This window comes from Spirillospora sp. NPDC047418 (genome assembly GCF_040643275.1).
Taxonomy (GTDB): domain Bacteria; phylum Actinomycetota; class Actinomycetes; order Streptosporangiales; family Streptosporangiaceae; genus Spirillospora.
On record NZ_JBEYTW010000003.1, the window covers coordinates 53,932 to 71,467 of the forward strand.

Genomic DNA, 17,536 nt, shown 5'->3' on the forward strand with positions numbered 1-17,536 from the left:
TCAGCCGCCCGCCATGGCGCCGACCACCATGAAGGGCTCGGCGCCCCGGGCCACCGGCTCGGGGAGCGCCCTGCCCGGCGGGTCGTGGGAGAGGTCCTCCTCGCAGGCGTAGAAGCGGACGAACGCGCGGCGGCGCCCGGTGTCGCGGTCGCGGATCGTCCCGCGCAGCACCGGGTACCGCGCCTCCAGGGCGTCCAGGACGGCGCCCAGGGTGACCGGGGCGGGGACGTCCAGGTCCACCTCGCCCCGCACCCCGGCGAGCACCCGCAGGTGCGCGGGCAGCACGACGCGGATCATGGCAGCGTCTGGACTTCCACCGACAGGACGGCCGGCAGGTCGCGGACGATCGGCTCCCAGGTGTCGCCGGCGTCGGCGGACGCGTACACCTGCCCGCCCGTCGTGCCGAAGTAGACGCCGCACGAGTCGAGCGAGTCGACGGCCATCGCGTCCCGCAGGACGTTCACGTAGCAGTGGCTCTGCGGCAGCCCGGCGGTCAGCGGCTCCCACTCGTTACCGCCGGCCCGGCTGCGGTACACACGCAGCCTCCCCTCCGGCGGGTAGTGCTCGGAGTCGCTCTTGATCGGGACGACGTACACGGTGTCGGGCTCGTGGGCGTGCACCGCGATCGGGAATCCGAAGTCGCTCGGCAGGTCGCCGCTGATCTCGTGCCACGACTCGCCCGCGTCGTCGCTGCGCATGACGTCCCAGTGCTTCTGCATGAACAGCACCTCGGGGCGCGACGGGTGCATCGCGATGCGGTGCACGCAGTGCCCGACCTCGGCGTCCGGGTCGGGAATGCCCTCCGACCGCAGTCCGCGGTTGATCGCCCGCCACGTCTTGCCGGCGTCGTCCGTCCGGAACACGCCGGCCGCCGAGATCGCCACGTACATGCGCGCGGCGTCGACGGGGTCGCGGACGATCGTGTGCAGGCACATCCCGCCGGCGCCCGGCTGCCAGGACGGCCCGGACCCGTGCTCGCGCAGCCCCGGCAGCTCCTGCCAGGACGCCCCGCCGTCGGCCGACCGGAACAGCGCGGCGTCCTCGACCCCGGCGTGGACGGTGTCCGGGTCCGCCGGCGACGCCTCCAGATGCCAGACCCGCTTGAACTCCCACGGCCGCGGCGTGCCGTCGTACCACTGGTGCGTGCCGGGCACGCCCTCGTAGGCGAACTCGCCGCCCACCGGCCGCCACGTCTCGCCGCCGTCGTCGGACCGCTGGATCAGCTGCCCGAACCACCCGGTGGACTGCGACGCGTACAGCCGCGACGGGTCGGCGGCCGACCCCGCGACGTGGTAGACCTCCCAGCCGCCGAAATGGGGCCCGCCGACCTTCCAGTCCTGACGCGTCCCGTCCGCGGTGAGGATGAACGCGCCCTTCCGCGTCCCGACCAGAACCCGCACTCCGCTCATGGCTGCTCCCTCCGAGCGCCTCGCGCATGCTTCGACCGCCGATACCGACTCCCGCCACCGGCAGAACTCATCGCTTCCGCCCTGGCCACTTCAGGCCGCCGGGCTCCTTGCGCGGCGGTCGGCCGCGGAGTGTCGGCGGGCGCCGGTAAGATCACCCGCCATTCGGAGAGGTTGGATCATGACGACGACCCAGGGCGAGCGGCAAGAGGCCCCCGCGTGCTACCGGCACCCCAAGCGCGAGACGTACGTGCGCTGCACGCGGTGCGACCGCTACATCTGCCCGGACTGCATGCGCACGGCGGCGGTGGGCCACCAGTGCGTCGACTGCGTGCGCGAGGGCAACAGGACCGTCCGGCAGAGGCGCACGGTCTTCGGCGGCAAGGTCGCCGTCACACCCTGGGCGACCTACGTCCTGATCGCCCTGAACGTGCTGGTGTACCTGGGGGAGCTGGCGAAAGACGACCTGATCGACAAGTTCGGGTCGCTGGGCATCGGGCTGGTCGGCCCGGACGGCGCGCTGTACGCGTCCGACGGGCTGACACCCCCGGGGTTCGAGGCCGTCGGCGTCGCCTACGGCGAGCCGTACCGGCTGATCACGTCGGCGTTCCTGCACCTGCCGCCGACGGAGGGCGGCGTCGGGTTCCTGCACATCGTCTTCAACCTGTGGTGGCTGTGGCGGCTCGGCCGGCCGACCGAGGAGATGCTCGGCCGGTGGCGCTTCCTCGCCCTGTACCTGCTGGGCGCGCTCGGCGGCTCGGTGCTCGGCTACCTGATCGCCCCGGACATGAACGGGGTCGGCGCGTCGGGGGCCGTCTTCGGGCTCACCGCCGCCTACTGGATCTTCATGCGCCGCCTCGGCCACCCCATGGACGAGGCCAACCGGCTCGTGGTGTTCGCGCTGATCTGGCTGGTCGTCTCCGCCGGGTTCACCGCGTGGCAGGCGCACCTGGGCGGCCTCCTGGCGGGCGGCGCCATCGCGCTGGCGTTCGCCTACGCGCCGCGGGAACGCCGCGCGCTCGTCCAGGCGGGCGCCGCCGCGGCCATGCTCGTCCTGCTGGCCGTCCTGGTGGTCGTCAAGACCTCCGAACTCGGCGGCACCCTCCTCTGACGTCCTCGCGGTCAGCGGGGGCGGGCGACCCGGGTCTCGTCCCAGACGGGTTCCGCCGACTCGTAGACGGAGCCGTCGGCGCCGAAGATCAGGTGGCGGTCGAAGGAGCGGGCGAACCAGCGGTCGTGGGTCACCGCGACGACCGTGCCCGCGTAGGACTCCAGCCCCTCCTGGAGGGCTTCGGCGCTGGCCAGGTCGAGGTTGTCCGTCGGCTCGTCGAGGAGGAGGAGCGTGGCGCCGCCCAGTTCCAGCAGCAGGATCTGCAGGCGGGCCTGCTGGCCGCCGGAGAGCGTCTCGAAGGGCTGCTCCGCGCAGACGTTCAGTTCGTAGCGGGCGAGGGCGCTCATGGCGGCGTTGCGCAGGCGGGCGTGCTCGGTCATGACGATCTCGCACGGGGTGCGGCCCGCCAGGTCGGGACGGGCGTGGGTCTGCGCGAAGAGGCCGGGGACCACGCGGGCGCCCAGCCGGGCCACGCCGGTGTGCGCGACGGGTTCCACGGGCGTCGCGCCCCGGGGGAGCGCCTCGGCCACCGCCGTGAGCAGGCGCAGGAAGTGGGATTTCCCGGAGCCGTTGGAGCCCAGGACCGCCACGCGTTCGCCGTACCAGACCTCCGCGTCGAAGGGCTTCATGAGGCCCGTCAGCTCCAGGTCCTCGCAGATCACCGCCCGCTTGCCGGTGCGGCCGCCGTGCAGCCGCATCTTCAGGTTCTGGTCGCGGGGCGGGATCTCGGGCGGGCCCGCCTCCTCGAACTTGCGCAGGCGTGTCTGGGCCGCTCGGTAGCGCGACGCGAAACCGTCGTTGACCGTGGCCTTGGTGCGCAGGGTGTTGACGAGTTCCTTCAGTTTCGCGTGCTCCTCGTCCCAGCGGCGGCGCAGTTCTTCGAGGCGCTCGTTGCGGTCGCGGCGCGCGGCGGCGTAGGTGGCGAAACGGCCGCCGTGGACCCAGACGTGGCCCGCCTCGACGGTGACGATGCGGTCGGCGGAACGGTCGAGGAGCTCGCGGTCGTGGGAGACCAGCAGGACGGTCTTCGGTGTCTCGCGGAGTCTCTCCTCCAGCCAGCGCTTGCCGGGGACGTCCAGGTAGTTGTCCGGCTCGTCCAGGAGAAGGACCTCGTCGGGGCCGCGGAGCAGGGCTTCGAGGGCCAGCCGCTTCTGCTCACCGCCCGACAGGGTCCGCACCTCGCGCCAGCGGCACCCGTCGTAGGAGACGCCCAGGGCCGCGACGCAGCAGGCGTCCCAGAGCACCTCGATCTCGTAGCCGCCCGCGTCGCCCCAGCCCGACAGGGCCGTGGCGTAGCGGAGCTGGGTGGGCTCGTCGTCGCGTTCCATCATCGCCAGCTCGGCCGCCTCGACGGCCTCGGCGGCCGACCGGACGCGCGGCGGCGCGAGGGAGAGCAGCAGGTCGGTGACGGACGAGTCGTCCCGCATGCTCCCGATGAACTGGCGCATCACGCCGATGCCGCCGCTGTGCCCGACGGTCCCGGACTGGGGCGCCAGGTCCCCGGCGATCAGGCGCAGGAGGGTCGTCTTGCCGGCGCCGTTCGGGCCGACGAGGGCGGCCGTGACGCCGTCGCCGACGCGGAAGGAGACGTCGTCCAGCAGCCGCCTGCCGTCCGGCAGTACCTGGCTGATATGTCCGACTTCGACGTGTCCCACGGCTCCCCCTCGCTGAACTTCCGAGTCTCCGGAGGGACGCCGCGAGCGTCAAACGGTTTTCGCCGGCAGCGCCTCGAGGTGCGCGGTGACCTCGGCCAGCGCGACCGTGGACGTCTCGCCGGTCGCGCGGACGCTGATCTCGGCCGCGCCCTCGGCCAGGCTGCGGCGGCCGACCGTGACGCGGTACGGGATGCCGGTCAGCTCGGCGTCGCGGAACTTCACGCCCGCCCGCTCCCGGCGGTCGTCGATCACGACCTCGACGCCCGCGGCGGACAGGCCCGCGTAGACGTCCTCGGCCGCCCGCGCCACCTCGGCGTCGTCGGACTGGGCCGGGACGACCGTGACCTGGAACGGCGCCACCGAGACGGGCCAGACGATGCCGCGCTCGTCGTTGTGGGTCTCGACGATCGCGGCCATCGCGCGCTCCACGCCGATCCCGTAGCTGCCCATGATCACCGGGACCAGTTTGCCGTCCGGGTCCAGGACCTCGACGCCCAGCGCGCGGGCGTAGCGGTCGCCGAGCTTGAAGATGTGGCCCACCTCGATGGCCCGCACGATCTCCAGGGGCGACCCGCAGCGGACGCAGGGCTCGCCGGCGGCGACCTCGCGCAGATCGGCCCAGGCGCCCACGTCGATGTCGCGGCCGACGTCCACGCCGCGCAGGTGGACGTCGTCGGTGTTCGCGCCGGTGAACATGTCGCGGCGGTCGCGGAGCGCCTCGTCCGCGATGACCGGGAGCGCCGTGCCGACCGCGCCGAGGCTGCCCGGGAGCGCGCCGAGGGCGTCCTGGATCTCGGACGGTTCGGCCGGCCGGATGCCGGCGGCGCCCGTCGCGTCCACGAGCTTCTGCTCGTTGAGCGGGTGGTCGCCGCGCAGCAGCACGAGCGTGAGCGCGCCGTCCAGGACGTAGACGAGCGTCTTGACCTGCCGGTCGCCCGGCGCGTCGTACGCCAGCAGGTCTTCGATGGTGCGGACGCCGGGTGTGTCGAAGCGTTCGGGCGCGGGGAGCCCCGGGCCGTCCGCGGCGGCGGGCAGCGCGGAGGTCGCGCGCTCGATGTTCGCCGCGTAGCCGCAGGCGGGGCAGTGGGCGACGAGGTCCTCGCCGGCGTCGGACGGGCACATGAACTCGGTCGAGCCGGAGCCGCCCATGGTGCCGCTGGACGCCTCGCAGGCCAGCGCCGGGATGCCCAGCCGGGAGAAGATCCGCGCGTAGGCGGCGCGGTAGGCGTCGAACGACGCGTCCAGGCCGGGGCCGTCGATGTCGAAGCTGTAGGCGTCCTTCATGGTGAACTCGCGGGTCCGCATGAGGCCGCCCTTGGGGCGCGGCTCGTCCCGGAACTTCGTCTGGAACTGGTACCACTGCTGCGGCAGCTGCTTGTACGAGCCGAGCTCCCGGGCGACGGTCGCGAAGATCTCCTCGTGCGTCATGCCGAGCGCCAGGTCGGCGCCGCGCCGGTCGCGGAGCCGGAACATCTCCTGGCCCATGAGCTCCCAGCGGCCCGACTTCCGCCACGGCCCGGCCGGGTGCATCGCCGGCAGCAGCATCTCCTGCGCGCCGATCGCGTCCATCTCCGCGCGCACGATCGCGATGATCTTCGAGCGGACCCGGACGGCCAGCGGCAGCAGCGAGTAGTGGCCGGCGGTGAGCTGCCGGACGAAACCCGCGCGCAGCAGCAGCCGGTGGCTCGGCGCGTCCGCCTCGGCGGGGTCCTCGCGGAGCGTGGGCACGAACATCTGGGACCGGCGCATCTCGCGAGCCTAGCCAATCGTTCCTGATCACCGCCGCCGGTCAGTACCCTTGTGTGCCGTGAGCCGAGAAGGTGTGACACCGCAGAGCGAGGATTTCTCCGCCTGGTACAACGAGGTGGTCGTCCAGGCCCAGCTCGTCGACCGGGGCCCGGTCCGCGGGACGATGGTCATCCGACCGTACGGGTACCGGATGTGGGAGCTGCTCCAGGCCGACCTGGACGGACGCATCAAGGACGCGGGGCACGACAACGCCTGCTTCCCGATGTTCATCCCGGAGTCCTACCTCAAGCGCGAGGCCGAGCACGTCGAGGGCTTCTCGCCGGAACTGGCGGTCGTCACCCACGCGGGCGGCAAGGACCTGGAGGAGCCGCTCGTCGTGCGGCCCACGTCCGAGACCGTCATCGGCGAGTACATGGCCAAGTGGATCGACTCGCACCGCGACCTGCCGCTGCTGCTGAACCAGTGGGCGAACGTCGTCCGGTGGGAGATGCGGCCCCGGATGTTCCTGCGCACCACCGAGTTCCTCTGGCAGGAGGGCCACACCGCGCACGTCGACGAGGACGACGCGATGCGCGAGACGATGTGGGCACTGGACGCCTACACCGCCGTCGCCCGCGACCTCGCCGCGATGCCCGTCGTGGCGGGCGAGAAGACGCCCGGCGAGCGGTTCGCCGGCGCCGTCCGCACGTACACGATCGAGGGCATGATGCGGGACGGCCGGGCGCTGCAGGCCGGCACGTCCCACTACCTCGGCACCAACTTCGCCAAGGCGTTCGAGATCCAGTACCAGGACGAGGAGCGCAGGCTCGCGCACGCGCACACCACGTCCTGGGGGATGAGCACCCGCATGATCGGCGGCGTGATCATGACGCACGGGGACGACAAGGGCCTCGTGCTGCCGCCGAACATCGCGCCCTACCAGGTCGTCATCGTGCCGATCGGGCGCAAGGAGCAGGGCGAGCAGGCCGCCGCCGAGGCGCGCCGGCTGGGCGCGGCGATCAAGGCGGCGGGCGTCCGCGTGCACGTCGACGACAACCGCCCGCAGCTGTCGCCCGGCTTCAAGTTCAACGAGTGGGAGATGCGCGGCGTCCCGGTCCGCATCGAGCTCGGCAAGCGCGACATCGAGGGCGGCGTCGCGACCGTCGTCCGGCGGCTGCCCACCGTCGAGGGGCAGGGCAAGGAGCAGATCCCCCTCGACAAGGTGGCCGGGACGCTGCCCGGGATGCTCGCCGACTTCCAGGCGTTCCTGCTGGCCAGGGCCGAGGAGTTCCGCGAGGACAACACCGCGGCCGTCGACTCCTGGGACGCGTTCGCCGCGCAGGTCGCCACCGGATGGGCCCGCGCGTTCCACTGCGGCGGGACCGAGTGCGAGGACGCGATCAAGGCCGACACCGCCGCGACCCCGCGCGTCATCCCCGCCGACGCGCCCGAGGAGACCGGCGCCTGCGTGAAGTGCGGCGGGCCGTCCGCCTACGGCAAGCGCGTCATCTTCGGCCGGGCCTACTAGGAGCGAGCGCAGCGGGAGCGGGCCGCCCGCGCGATCAGCCGTCCTCGGTCTCGGTCGCGCGGGCGTTCGCCGTCATGCGGGTCAGGTACGGCTGGACGAACCACACCCATCCGCACAGCCCGAGGACGCCTACGGCGGTGAGGACGATCGGGACCGTCCGCTCCGACAGCGACTCGACGATCAGCATCGTGGCCGAGGTGATGGAGATCGCCAGCGCGCCGGCGCCCACGATCCCGTACCGGTTGGCGCGCCGGATCAGCAGGGGCTTCTGCCCGAGCCGGAACAGGATCCGGTGGTGGAACGCCGGCGAGATGAAGCAGATCGACGCCACCGCGGCACCGAACAGCGCGAGGTAGAACAGCACCATGCCGGCGCCGTCCACCTTGTCGAAACCGGCGGAGAACGGGACGGTCAGCAGGAACGCGAAGAGCACCTGCACGCCGGTCGTCGCGACCCGGAACCCCTGCAGCAGCTCCATCAGCTGACGGTCGAGCCGCTCGTGCTCGGTCTCGTTGCGCGGCTTGTCCGCGGGGTCGACGGTCATGTACCCGATCTACCCCGGCGAACGATCATCATCCCGACATTTCGCTCATGCCGCCCGGCTGTCGCCGATCCGGGTCAGTCGAGGCTGGGCGGTTCCACGCGGAGCGCGAGCATCGAGACGTCGTCCCGCAGGTCGCCGTCGCAGAAGTCCAGCAGGGCCCGCTCCACCCCGGCCAGCATGCCCTGCGGCGTGTCGCCGGCGTGCCCGGCGAGCGCCTCCAGCAGGCGCTCCTGGCCGAACTCCTGCCGCGTCATGTCGCACGCCTCCAGCACCCCGTCGGAGTGCAGGATCAGCGTGTCGCCGACGGTGAGGTCGATCGTGTCCAGGCCGGCCTCGAAGTCCTCGAACAGGCCGAGCGGGACGCCGCCCCGGGACGCCGACCTGATCACCCCGTCGGCGCGCACGACGATCGCCGGCGGATGGCCCGCCGTGCCCAGCGAGACCAGGATCCGCTCGGTCTCCAGTGTCAGCCCCGCCATCACCGCCGTGACGAACCGGTCCTCGTCGAGCAGCGCCTCGTTCACGATGCCGAGGACGTCCCCCGGGGACGCCTTCCACCGCGAGGCCAGCCGGACGCAGTGCCGCGCCGTCGCCGTCACCGCCGCCGCGTCCTCGCCCTTGCCGCACACGTCGCCGAGGACGAGCCCCCAGCCGTTCTCCGTGCGGAACACGTCGTAGAAGTCGCCGCCCACGTCCGAGCCGTGCGTCGACGTCAGGTACTTGGCCGCCACGCTCACGCCCGGGATCGCGGGCAGCGACTTCGGCAGCAGCCCGGCCTGCAGCGTGTCCGCGACCTCGGCGCGCCGCCGGTACAGCCGCGCCGCCCGGATCACCAGCGCCAGGTAGCGGCCGAGCCGCTGCACGACGCCGAGGTCCATCAGGTCGAACGGGCCGTACTCGCCGCTCGCCGCCAATGTGATCGTTCCAATGGCGCGGTCGCCGTCCTCGATCGGCACGCTCAGCACCGAGGTCGCGCCGATCTTGCCGCAGACGGGATGCCCGTCCGGGCAGACGCCGAGCACGTCGAGGTTCTCCACGTGCGGCCGCAGCGCGCTCTGCCGGGTGACGAACACGGTGTGCGGGAGCGTGCCCTGCGCGGGCTCGACCTCCTCCAGCATCCGCGCGGCCTCGACGGAGTGCTCGTCCTCCGGGCCCATCACCACCTGGCGGCGCAGCTCGGGGCGCGCGCCGGCCGCGTGGATGCCGCCCTGGGGCTGCCCGCCGGGTCCGCCGTTCGGGCCGGTCAGGTCGATGAACGCCCAGTCGGCCAGCTCGGCGGCCAGCAGCCGGGCGCAGCGGCGGACCGCCACCGTCTCGTTGAAGACCGGCTCGTCGAGCAGCAGTTCGCTGGCGGTGGCGAGGACGTCCATCCGGTGCACGATCGTGGCCACGGCCTCGTCGTCGACCGGGGCGCCCTGCGCCGCCCGCGCCTGGTGCTTCCCGGTGTCCTTGCGGGGCCCGTCGTCGGTGGGCGTGGTCGTCGGGCCCGCCGCCACCACGACCATCGGGTCGGGTTCGCCGCGGATCCACACCCGCGCCAGCGTCACCACGGCGTCGACCGGATGGTCGCGGCCGAGGAAGCGCACGTTGACGCGGCGGCGCCGCCCCGACCGGACGACGGCGGCCAGCTGCGACCGCACCGCCGCGCGGGTCGCCATGTCGCAGAACGCGGTGAACTGCTTGCCGGACACATACCCCGACGACGTGCCGAGCAGCATCGCCGCCTGCCGGTTGACGCGGCGGACGCTCGTCGTCCGGTCCAGCAGGAACAGCGGGACGGGGGCGTCCTGGAAGACCGTGCGCAGCACCCGGCGCTCATTCTCCGCCGCGGCCGATCCGCCCTGCTCACCGGTCTGCTCACCGCCCATGGTGCGCAGCACGGTCAGGGCCAGCTCGAGCTCGACCAGCGCGGCGTCCAAAGTGGCGCGCAGGTCGGGTTCCGGGATGCCGGCGGCCTGGCGCAGCTCGCCGATGCGTCCTTCGAGGTCCGAGATCTCCCGCAGCAGGGACTCGGGTTCGAGCTGGTCGGGCTGATCGTGCATCTGGTCTCCCTCTCATCCGCGTCACACGGTGGAACCAGCTCGGCTCCCGCCCGGACCGGGTCGGGCCACGATCCGCGGGGCCGCTTCCGGCAGCCTATTCGCAACACCGGCATGCGTCTGTAAGCGCGGCTTAAGGAATGCCCTGCTGACCGACGATACGCTGCGCGAGAGCGGTCAGCTTCACATGACGCGTCTGCGAGATGCGGCGCATCTCGGTGAAAGCCTCGTCGGCGTCGCACCCCAGCGCGTGCATGAGAATGCCCTTCGCCTGGTCGACGATCGCGCGCGCCTCGACCGCCTCCTGCAGCTGGACGGCGGTCCGGTGCACGTCGTCGTACTGCTGGCTGTTGGACACGGCGGCGGTGCCCTGCGCGATCAGCAGCGACGCGAGCGCGTGCCGGCCGTGGCCGAGCGACTTCGGCGTCACCCCGTACAGCGTCAGCGTGACGAGGACGGGCGGGTTCACGTGCGGGGTCGTGGTGAAGCAGCGCACCCCCCGGCGCAGCATGTCCGACATCGACTCGGGCCAGCGGGTCTCGGCGAGGATGTCGTCGGAGGTCAGCACCCGGCGCCCGCGCACCACGTCGAAGACCGGCCCGTGCCCGCGGGACAGCTGCCGGTCGGTGACCTCGGCGAGATCGGGGTGGCTCGCCGCGGTCGCCAGCGGCTCCGGGCGCGGCTCCTCCGTCGCCCCGGCGTCCACGGAGGTCTCGGCGGCGTCGTCCAGCGGCGGGACGGTCCCGGGGACGGCCCAGCCGGCGCCCGCGACGGCCCTGGGCAGCGCCCACCGCACGCTCGCGGCGCCCGCGCAGCCGGGGACGGCCCGCGCGGCCAGTTCGGTCACCCGGTGCAGGGTGCCGACATCGGAGGACTCCCCGACCATGCCGAGGCGGGCGATCTCCAGCGCCAGCTGGTCGGTCAGAACCGTTTCGGTGGGCGTCACCCCTCCGAGAATATCCTGGCCGGACGGCTGCGGCGGGTTGCCGCCCGCTCCGCGTCCCTGGTGGTTCATCGGCGGTACCTCGTGGCGGTGCTAGTTGTTGGGCGGCGCCTTGCTGATCTCCCGGAGCGGCCCGGTCTCGCCGTCGGCCACCGCGAGGTCGCCGATGGACACGATGCCCACCGGACGCTGCTCGGCGTCCACGACGGGCAGCCGCCGGACCGCCTGCTCGCACATCAGCCGCGCCGCGGTCCCGGTGTCGTCGTCCGGATGGACGGTCGTCAGCTCCGCCGTGCACACGTCGCCGAGAGGCGTCAGCGACGTGTCGCGGCTCTCGGCGACCGCGCGGACCACGATGTCGCGGTCGGTCACCACACCGCACAGGCGTCCGGCGAAAGTGACCAGGACATCGCCGATCCCCTCGTCCCGCATCACGCGGGCCGCCTCGTACAGCGTCGCGTCCAGCGGCAGGGACAGGGGTGCCGCCGTCATCACGTCGCTGACCCTTGGTGGCATCGCGCGCACATCCTCCCGAATCGCCGGCGGCTCGCGCAGCCCGTGTGCGCGGCCTACCCGCAGTCGCCGTGCCTATGCGGGCCGTTCCGGCTTCGGTCACCGTTTCGCATGCTTCCCGCCACCTGAAGCCGTCGGCAGGCGGGTCTCGGGGACCGATGCGGTCACGCGGGGCAAAGCTCATGGTAACTGATCGACCACGGAACGTGCAGGGAATCGCACAGGGAATCGCACGGGAAATCACGGGTGAAAGGGGACGATCCCGCAGTCACGGGGCAACTGCGGGATCGCGATGGGGGAAGCGATGCGCTCGGCGCGTTACGCGGCCAGGATGTGCGCGGCGCGGCGGTGGTCGGCGAGGGACTCGCGGAGCTGCTTGCGGCCGCGGTGCAGACGGGACATGACCGTGCCGATGGGGGTGCCCATCATCCGCGCGATCTCCTTGTAGGGGTAGCCCTCCACGTCGGCGAGGTAGACGGCGTCCCGGAAGTCCTTCGGCAGGGCGCGCAGCGCGGCGATCACCTCGGAGTCGGGGATGCGGTCCAGCGCCTCGGACTCGGCGGAGCGGAAGCCCGCCGAGGAGGCCTCGGTCTGCGCGAGCTGCCACTCCTCCAGCTCCTCGGAGCCGGCGCGCTGGGGCTCGCGCTGCTTCTTGCGGTAGGTGTTGATGAAGTTGTTGGTGAGGATCCGGTGCAGCCACGCCTTGAGGTTCGTGCCCTCCTGGAACTGGTGGAAGTTCACGTAGGCCTTGGCGAGGGTCTCCTGGACGAGGTCCTCGGCGTCCGCGGTGTTGCGGGTCATCCGGACGGCGCTGGCGTAGAGCGGGTCGGCGAGGGGCAGGACGTCGCGCTCGTAGCGCCGGGTGCTCTCGATGGTCGTGATGCTCCTGGTGTCGCGGTCGGTCTTGCGGCCGGTGGTCTTCCGGCCGGAGGTCTTGTGGCCGGCGGTGCTGTGGACGGCGGTGTTGCGGCTGGCGTCGCGGCCGGTGTCGCGGACAGGCGCGGTGACAGCGGTCATCGTCGCTCCCCGTTGGTAGTGCCCCCGGTGAAGGGGCCGGTTGCATGGCGCGTGGTCGGGGGCACGCGCGGACCGGGCGGACGAAGCCGCCCCCCGTCGAGTGGTACGTGCCACCGTTCCCGGCGGGTTCGGGATGGAACTCGGCCTCGCATGGAGCGTGAGCCGAGGGGTCGTGCGCGGGATCGGTGAGCGGCCAGGGCGACCCCGTTCTCCGGGACGTCGCGGGCCTTGCCTGATCGAGCGCCTTACCACCCGCCGGTGGTCTTCCTGCTATGTAAGACGCCTGGAAGGGTCCAAAAGGTTGCCTTGACCCCGGTGTTGCTCATCACACCCCGCGGCGTGTCGGCCGAACCGCTCGGCCGAATGCCGTAGAGCACGCAGCCCGCGCACGTTATTCCCCGCGCCGGACTCCACGGTGCGTTTACGCGGAGTCTCGGGCGCGATCGCCTCACATTGGGTAACGTCCCCTTTACCGCGTGTCGCCGGGGACTTCGGGTGTAGCTCGCCCGGGAGGGGGACCACATGGTCATCGCGGACTTGCTGGGCGTGGCGAGCATGGCAGCCATCACCCTGAACGGGCGGGGGCGGATCAGCCACTGGGACGAGACCGCCGCCGAGCTGTTCGGCGTCGGACCGCCCCGCGCCCTCGGCCGCCCGCCCGCCGCGCTGCTGCGGCTGCCCCGCGAGCACCGCGGCGTCTTCGAGCCGGAGAGCTTCGGGCACGTGTGGTGCGGCGCCTGCACCCTGCCGCGCGCCGACAACGGCGAACCGGCCGAGGTCGGCTGGTGGGTCTACCCGATCGAGCGGGCGCCCGGCGAGCACGGGATCAGCGTGCTGGCGCTGGCCGCCGACCTGCGCCGGCTCCGCCGCGACGGGCTCGGCGTCACCATCGGCGACCTGCAGCTCGCCCCGCCCGACGGACCCGCCGGGGCGGGCACCGCGGTCCGCCGGCCCACCGGCCGGCTGCTGCGGGTCGAGCCCGCGCTCACCGCCCCGGCCGGGGACGGCTCCGACGCGCCCGCCACCTCGTTCGCCGGCCGGCTCGCCGGGCTGCTGCCCGCGCTCGACCCGGCCGCGTCCGAGCGGATCACCTCCCGGGTGCTCGGCCTCGGCTGCCCGGCCGTCTCGCTCGGGCTGACGATCCGGCTGCCGATCGTGCCGCGCACCGGCGGGGTCCCGGCCGTCCCGCCGCCGCGGACCGCGCGGGCCCGCCGGTCCCGGCCGCTGCCGCGGGGCGCCCCCGAGACGCTGGAGCCCCTCGCCTACCTCAGCGAGGCCGGGCAGCAGATCGGCAGCTCGCTCGATCACCTGCAGGCCGCCCGGACGCTCGCCGAGGTCCTCGTCCCGCGGCTCGCCGACTTCGCCGCCGTCGAACTGCTCGAAGGCGTCGTCGCCGACTCGGCCCCGCCCGCCGACGAGGTCGACGAGACGACGCTGATGCGCCGCGTCGCCGTCGCCCACAACGACGAGCACGGCCGGTGGGACGAGGCCGTCCCCGAGGGCGAGGCGCTGTTCCTGCCGTCCGGGACGCCGTTCGTCCAGGCCATGCGGACCGGGCGGCCGGTGCACATCCGGCGGGTCAGCCCGGTGCAGGCCGCCCGGCTCGCCGCCGCGTTCGGCGACCGCGACCTGCGCCCGCTGTTCACCGGGCGGGCGCTGCTGATCGCCCCGCTGATCGCGCGCGGGCGGGTGCTCGGCACGTTCAAGCTGCTGCGCAAGTCCGACCGGCCCTGGTTCGACGAGCTCGACCTCGCCATGGTCGGCGAACTCGCCCGCCGTGCCGCGCTGTGCATCGACAACGGGCGGCTGTACCGGCGCGAGGTCCAGGTCGCCGAGGAACTGCAGCGCAGCATGCTGCCCGACGACCCGCCGGACGTCGCCGGCGCCCGCGTCCGCTACCGCTACCGGCCCGCCGAGCAGGCCGCGCAGGTCGGCGGCGACTGGTTCGACGCCATCCCGCTGCCCGGCTGCCGGCTCGGCATCGTCGTCGGGGACGTGATGGGGCACGGCCTCACCGCCGCCGCGATCATGGGGCAGATGCGCACCGCCGTGCGCACCCTCGCCACCGAGGACATGCGGCCCGACCGGCTGCTGCGCCAGCTCGACGGGCTCGCCCGCCGGCTCGGCGAGGACTACCTCGCCACCTGCCTGTACGCGGTGTACGACCCGGTCGAGCGGCGGTGCACGTTCGCCAACGCGGGGCACGTCCCGCCCGTCCTCGTCGCGGCGGACGGCGAGAGCCGGGTGCTGCCCGTCCCGCCGGGCGTGCCCATCGGGGTGGGCGGCGAGCCGTTCGAGACGATGGAGGTCAAGGTCGAGGACGGGTCCCAGCTCCTGCTGTGCACCGACGGGCTCCTCGAACGCCGCGGCCGCGACATCGAGGAGGGCCTGGAGGCGCTGCGCGCCCGGCTCGCCGGGGCGTCCGCCGACCTCGACGGCACCTGCGACGACCTGCTCGACACGCTCGCCGCGGACACCGCCGCCGACGACATCGCCATCGTCGCGGTCGGGTTCGACGGCATCCCCCGGGACGAGGCCGCCACCTGGGAGCTGGAACCCGTGCCCGACAGCGTCCCGTGGATCCGCGCGCAGGTCGCCGCCCGGCTCGCCGGCTGGGGCCTGCCCGGCCTCGCCGACACCGCGCAGCTGCTCGTCAGCGAACTCGTCACCAACGCCCTCGTGCACGGCGCCGGGTCCCTCGGCGTCCGGCTGATCAAGGGGCGGACGCTGCTCTGCGAGGTGCACGACGACGGCGCCGACCTGCCGCACCTGCGGCACTCCGACGCCACCGACGAGTCGGGGCGCGGGCTCCAGCTCGTCCAGCACCTCGCCGCCCGCTGGGGGACGCACCGCACCGCCGCGGGCAAGATCGTGTGGGTGGAGCAGCGGCTGCCGCGCTGATCGTGGGCCCGCCTCGCCGGTTCGGGAGGTAAATGTTCCGTTGCCGCCAGGTACTCTCCGGCGTCCCCATCGGCTCTGATCGAAGGGTGCCGGCTACCCGCGGGGGACGAGTTTGGGTGAACATCTGACGCTGCCCGTTCCGGAGACCCTCTTCGGGACCTACGCCGTGGCGCTCGCCGAGCCGCTCACCGACCCGGTCGCCCTCGCCCGCGAGCACGTGGCGCGGCACACCTCGCCGCCGCTGCGCGACCTCGTGCTCGGCATGCTCGGCAGCCCGATGACGACCCTCGACCAGCGGCCCGCCGCCGACTTCCCGCCGCTGCCCGGCGACCTCCTCGCCGCCTACGGCGCCGCCGCGCCCGACCTGGAGGCGATCTCGTCCGCGGCCCACGTGATCGCCGTCCGCGCCGCCTACCGGCCGGGCCGCCCGCCCGCCCACGAACTGGCGTCCCGCGCCGTCGCCGGCGCCCTCGGCGCGATCGCGCACGCCCCGGTGATCGACGTCTTCACTCCGCAGGTCCTGGCGCCGTCCCACCTGCTGCGCTCGCTGGGCGACTTCCGGCTCACCGACTGGATGCTCCTGCCGCACACGTCCGGCCCGGGCGGCTTCTTCGTCACCACCAAGGGCCTCGCCCGGTTCGGCCTGCCCGAACTGCAGACGGAGGACGTCCCGGCCGGCCTCGTCGAACCCTGGGGCCGCCTCCTGAACGGCCTGGCGCACCGCGTCCTGGACCTCTGGCTGGACGAACTCCCGGTCGACGCGCTGACCGCCGACATCCCCGGGACCGTCTCCGTCGGCCTCCGGGACATCGCCGCCGCCCAGGGCACCGCGGACCCGTCCCACCGCGAGGTGCCCGTCCGCCTCCGCCCGGCCCCGGGACCGGTCCTCGCCACCGACGACGACCCGCAAGCCCTGTGCACGGCCCTCTTCGGCGCCCCACCTTGCCGATGATCTTGAATGGAGCGCAGGATCGACACCGTGAGATTCGGCCCGCGTGACCGCCCCAGCCCCGAACCCGAGGACCATCCGCCCCCGGAGGTCGAACCTCCCCACCCGGGCGACGTCCACGTGGCGGGCAGGAGCACGTCCGACTGGACCCCCCACCCGGTCCCGCCCGACGGCCCCGAGCCGACCAGGCCGCCCTGGACGCCCCCCGAGGCGAGCACACCGGAGACGCCCCGCCCGGCACGAGCGCCGCAGCCCCCTGCGGGCCCCGCGGACCGTCCAGCCCCTGGACCAGAGCAGCCCCCACCGCCGAGGCCGCCGGCCCCCCGCCACTCCCGGCCCCCGACCGCCCCCGAGAAGTGGCAGCCCTCGGGATCAACCCCGCCCACACCACCGTGGACCCCCCACAACCCCACAAGGCACCCACCAACCGCGCCCGAGGCTTCGCAACCGCCGGGTCCGACGTCGCCATGGAAGCCGGCTTCCACAGAACGCCGGGCATCCCCACCGCAGTCGCCGCCGCCCCACCCGGCGAGACCGACACCGTCGGGGCCGCAGTGGGAGCCGGACAACTCCGCAGGCCGCCCGTCAACCTCGCCCGCAGTGCCACAGCCGCCAGAATCAACGCCGCCCACGGCACCGTGGACCCCGCTCACAGACCGCCCGGCGCCCCAGCCCGAGCAGGGCCCGCAGGAGCCGCGGCCAAGCGGCTCCACACAACCCTGGACGCCGAGCGCCCCTGCCGCGGGCCAGGAAACATCACAGACCGGCGCATCTGCGGGCCACCCACCGCCGGACGAGCCGCCGGTGTGGCAGCGCCACGACGCGGCCCCCACGCCCGAACCGTCCTTGGCCCCCCCGAAGCCAGCGGGAACATCACCGCAGTCGGCGGGCGCGACACCCCCACGCCCACGCCAGCCCTGGGCACCGCACGACTCGCCCGCCGGACGCCCGAGACCGTCCGCCCCCACGCCCGAACCGCCCTCGGACCCCGCGAAACCAGCGGGAACATCACCGCAGTCGGCGGGCGCGACACCTCCACGTCCACGCCAGCCCTGGGCACCGCACGACTCGCCTGCCGAACGCCCGGTACCGTCCGCCCCCACGCCACCCCACGCCACGCAGGGCGAGTCGCCCACTGATCGCCCCACACCGCCTGAACCCGAGCCGTCGTGGAGACCGCAGGAGCCACCCCCTGCCACAGG

At 73.5% G+C, this 17,536-nt stretch carries 13 protein-coding genes; 4 read left to right on the forward strand and 9 right to left on the reverse strand.

Annotated features, from left to right (window positions below; translation table 11 throughout):
* Both ABZ806_RS02410 and ABZ806_RS02415 read right to left on the reverse strand, forming a co-directional pair.
* Positions 1-297, reverse strand: coding sequence for a MoaD/ThiS family protein (locus ABZ806_RS02410; protein WP_500214831.1), 297 nt, complete (start codon positions 295-297; stop codon positions 1-3).
* On the reverse strand, positions 294-1,409 hold the full coding sequence (locus ABZ806_RS02415) for a WD40/YVTN/BNR-like repeat-containing protein (protein WP_500214832.1): 1,116 nt from the start codon (positions 1,407-1,409) through the stop codon (positions 294-296). The genes ABZ806_RS02410 and ABZ806_RS02415 overlap by 4 nt, the downstream gene beginning before the upstream one ends.
* A gap of 178 nt (positions 1,410-1,587) precedes the next feature.
* Between ABZ806_RS02415 and ABZ806_RS02420 the strand changes: the two genes are divergently transcribed.
* Positions 1,588-2,517, forward strand: a complete 930-nt coding sequence (locus ABZ806_RS02420; RefSeq protein ID WP_500214833.1) for a rhomboid family intramembrane serine protease — start codon at positions 1,588-1,590, stop codon at positions 2,515-2,517.
* 11 nt (positions 2,518-2,528) lie between these two features.
* On the opposite strand, the gene ABZ806_RS02425 is transcribed toward ABZ806_RS02420, so the two are convergent.
* Positions 2,529-4,172 carry an ABC-F family ATP-binding cassette domain-containing protein gene (locus ABZ806_RS02425; protein WP_500214834.1) on the reverse strand — a complete coding sequence of 548 codons (1,644 nt, stop codon included), beginning with the start codon at positions 4,170-4,172 and terminating at the stop codon, positions 2,529-2,531.
* 48 nt (positions 4,173-4,220) lie between these two features.
* Positions 4,221-5,921 (reverse strand): proline--tRNA ligase, encoded by a 1,701-nt coding sequence (locus ABZ806_RS02430; RefSeq protein WP_500214835.1) that lies wholly within the window; start codon positions 5,919-5,921, stop codon positions 4,221-4,223.
* Positions 5,922-5,979: 58 nt separating this feature from the next.
* On the opposite strand from ABZ806_RS02430, the gene proS reads away from it, so the two are divergent.
* A complete protein-coding gene (proS, locus tag ABZ806_RS02435; protein ID WP_500214836.1) occupies positions 5,980-7,428 on the forward strand; it encodes a proline--tRNA ligase in 1,449 nt (482 codons plus the stop codon).
* A gap of 34 nt (positions 7,429-7,462) precedes the next feature.
* Here the strand turns inward: proS and ABZ806_RS02440 are convergent, their stop codons facing one another.
* The 5 genes from ABZ806_RS02440 to ABZ806_RS02460 form a co-directional block, all read right to left on the reverse strand.
* Complete coding sequence (locus tag ABZ806_RS02440) at positions 7,463-7,972, reverse strand: DUF6328 family protein (RefSeq protein ID WP_500214837.1); 510 nt, start codon at positions 7,970-7,972, stop codon at positions 7,463-7,465.
* 74 nt (positions 7,973-8,046) lie between these two features.
* Positions 8,047-10,014, reverse strand: coding sequence for a SpoIIE family protein phosphatase (locus ABZ806_RS02445; RefSeq protein WP_500214838.1), 1,968 nt, complete (start codon positions 10,012-10,014; stop codon positions 8,047-8,049).
* Between the two features lie 130 nt (positions 10,015-10,144).
* Entirely contained in the window at positions 10,145-10,957 is an 813-nt protein-coding gene (locus ABZ806_RS02450) for an ANTAR domain-containing response regulator (RefSeq protein WP_500214839.1), read from the reverse strand.
* Between the two features lie 90 nt (positions 10,958-11,047).
* Positions 11,048-11,470 carry a CBS domain-containing protein gene (locus tag ABZ806_RS02455; RefSeq protein ID WP_500214840.1) on the reverse strand — a complete coding sequence of 141 codons (423 nt, stop codon included), beginning with the start codon at positions 11,468-11,470 and terminating at the stop codon, positions 11,048-11,050.
* A gap of 315 nt (positions 11,471-11,785) precedes the next feature.
* Positions 11,786-12,484 (reverse strand): sigma-70 family RNA polymerase sigma factor, encoded by a 699-nt coding sequence (locus tag ABZ806_RS02460; protein ID WP_500214841.1) that lies wholly within the window; start codon positions 12,482-12,484, stop codon positions 11,786-11,788.
* A gap of 522 nt (positions 12,485-13,006) precedes the next feature.
* On the opposite strand from ABZ806_RS02460, the gene ABZ806_RS02465 reads away from it, so the two are divergent.
* Together ABZ806_RS02465 and ABZ806_RS02470 are read left to right on the forward strand one after the other, a co-directional pair.
* Positions 13,007-15,385 carry a SpoIIE family protein phosphatase gene (locus ABZ806_RS02465; RefSeq protein WP_500214842.1) on the forward strand — a complete coding sequence of 793 codons (2,379 nt, stop codon included), beginning with the start codon at positions 13,007-13,009 and terminating at the stop codon, positions 15,383-15,385.
* Positions 15,386-15,497: 112 nt separating this feature from the next.
* A complete protein-coding gene (locus ABZ806_RS02470) occupies positions 15,498-16,337 on the forward strand; it encodes a hypothetical protein (RefSeq protein WP_500214843.1) in 840 nt (279 codons plus the stop codon).
* Positions 16,338-17,536: the final 1,199 nt, after the last annotated feature.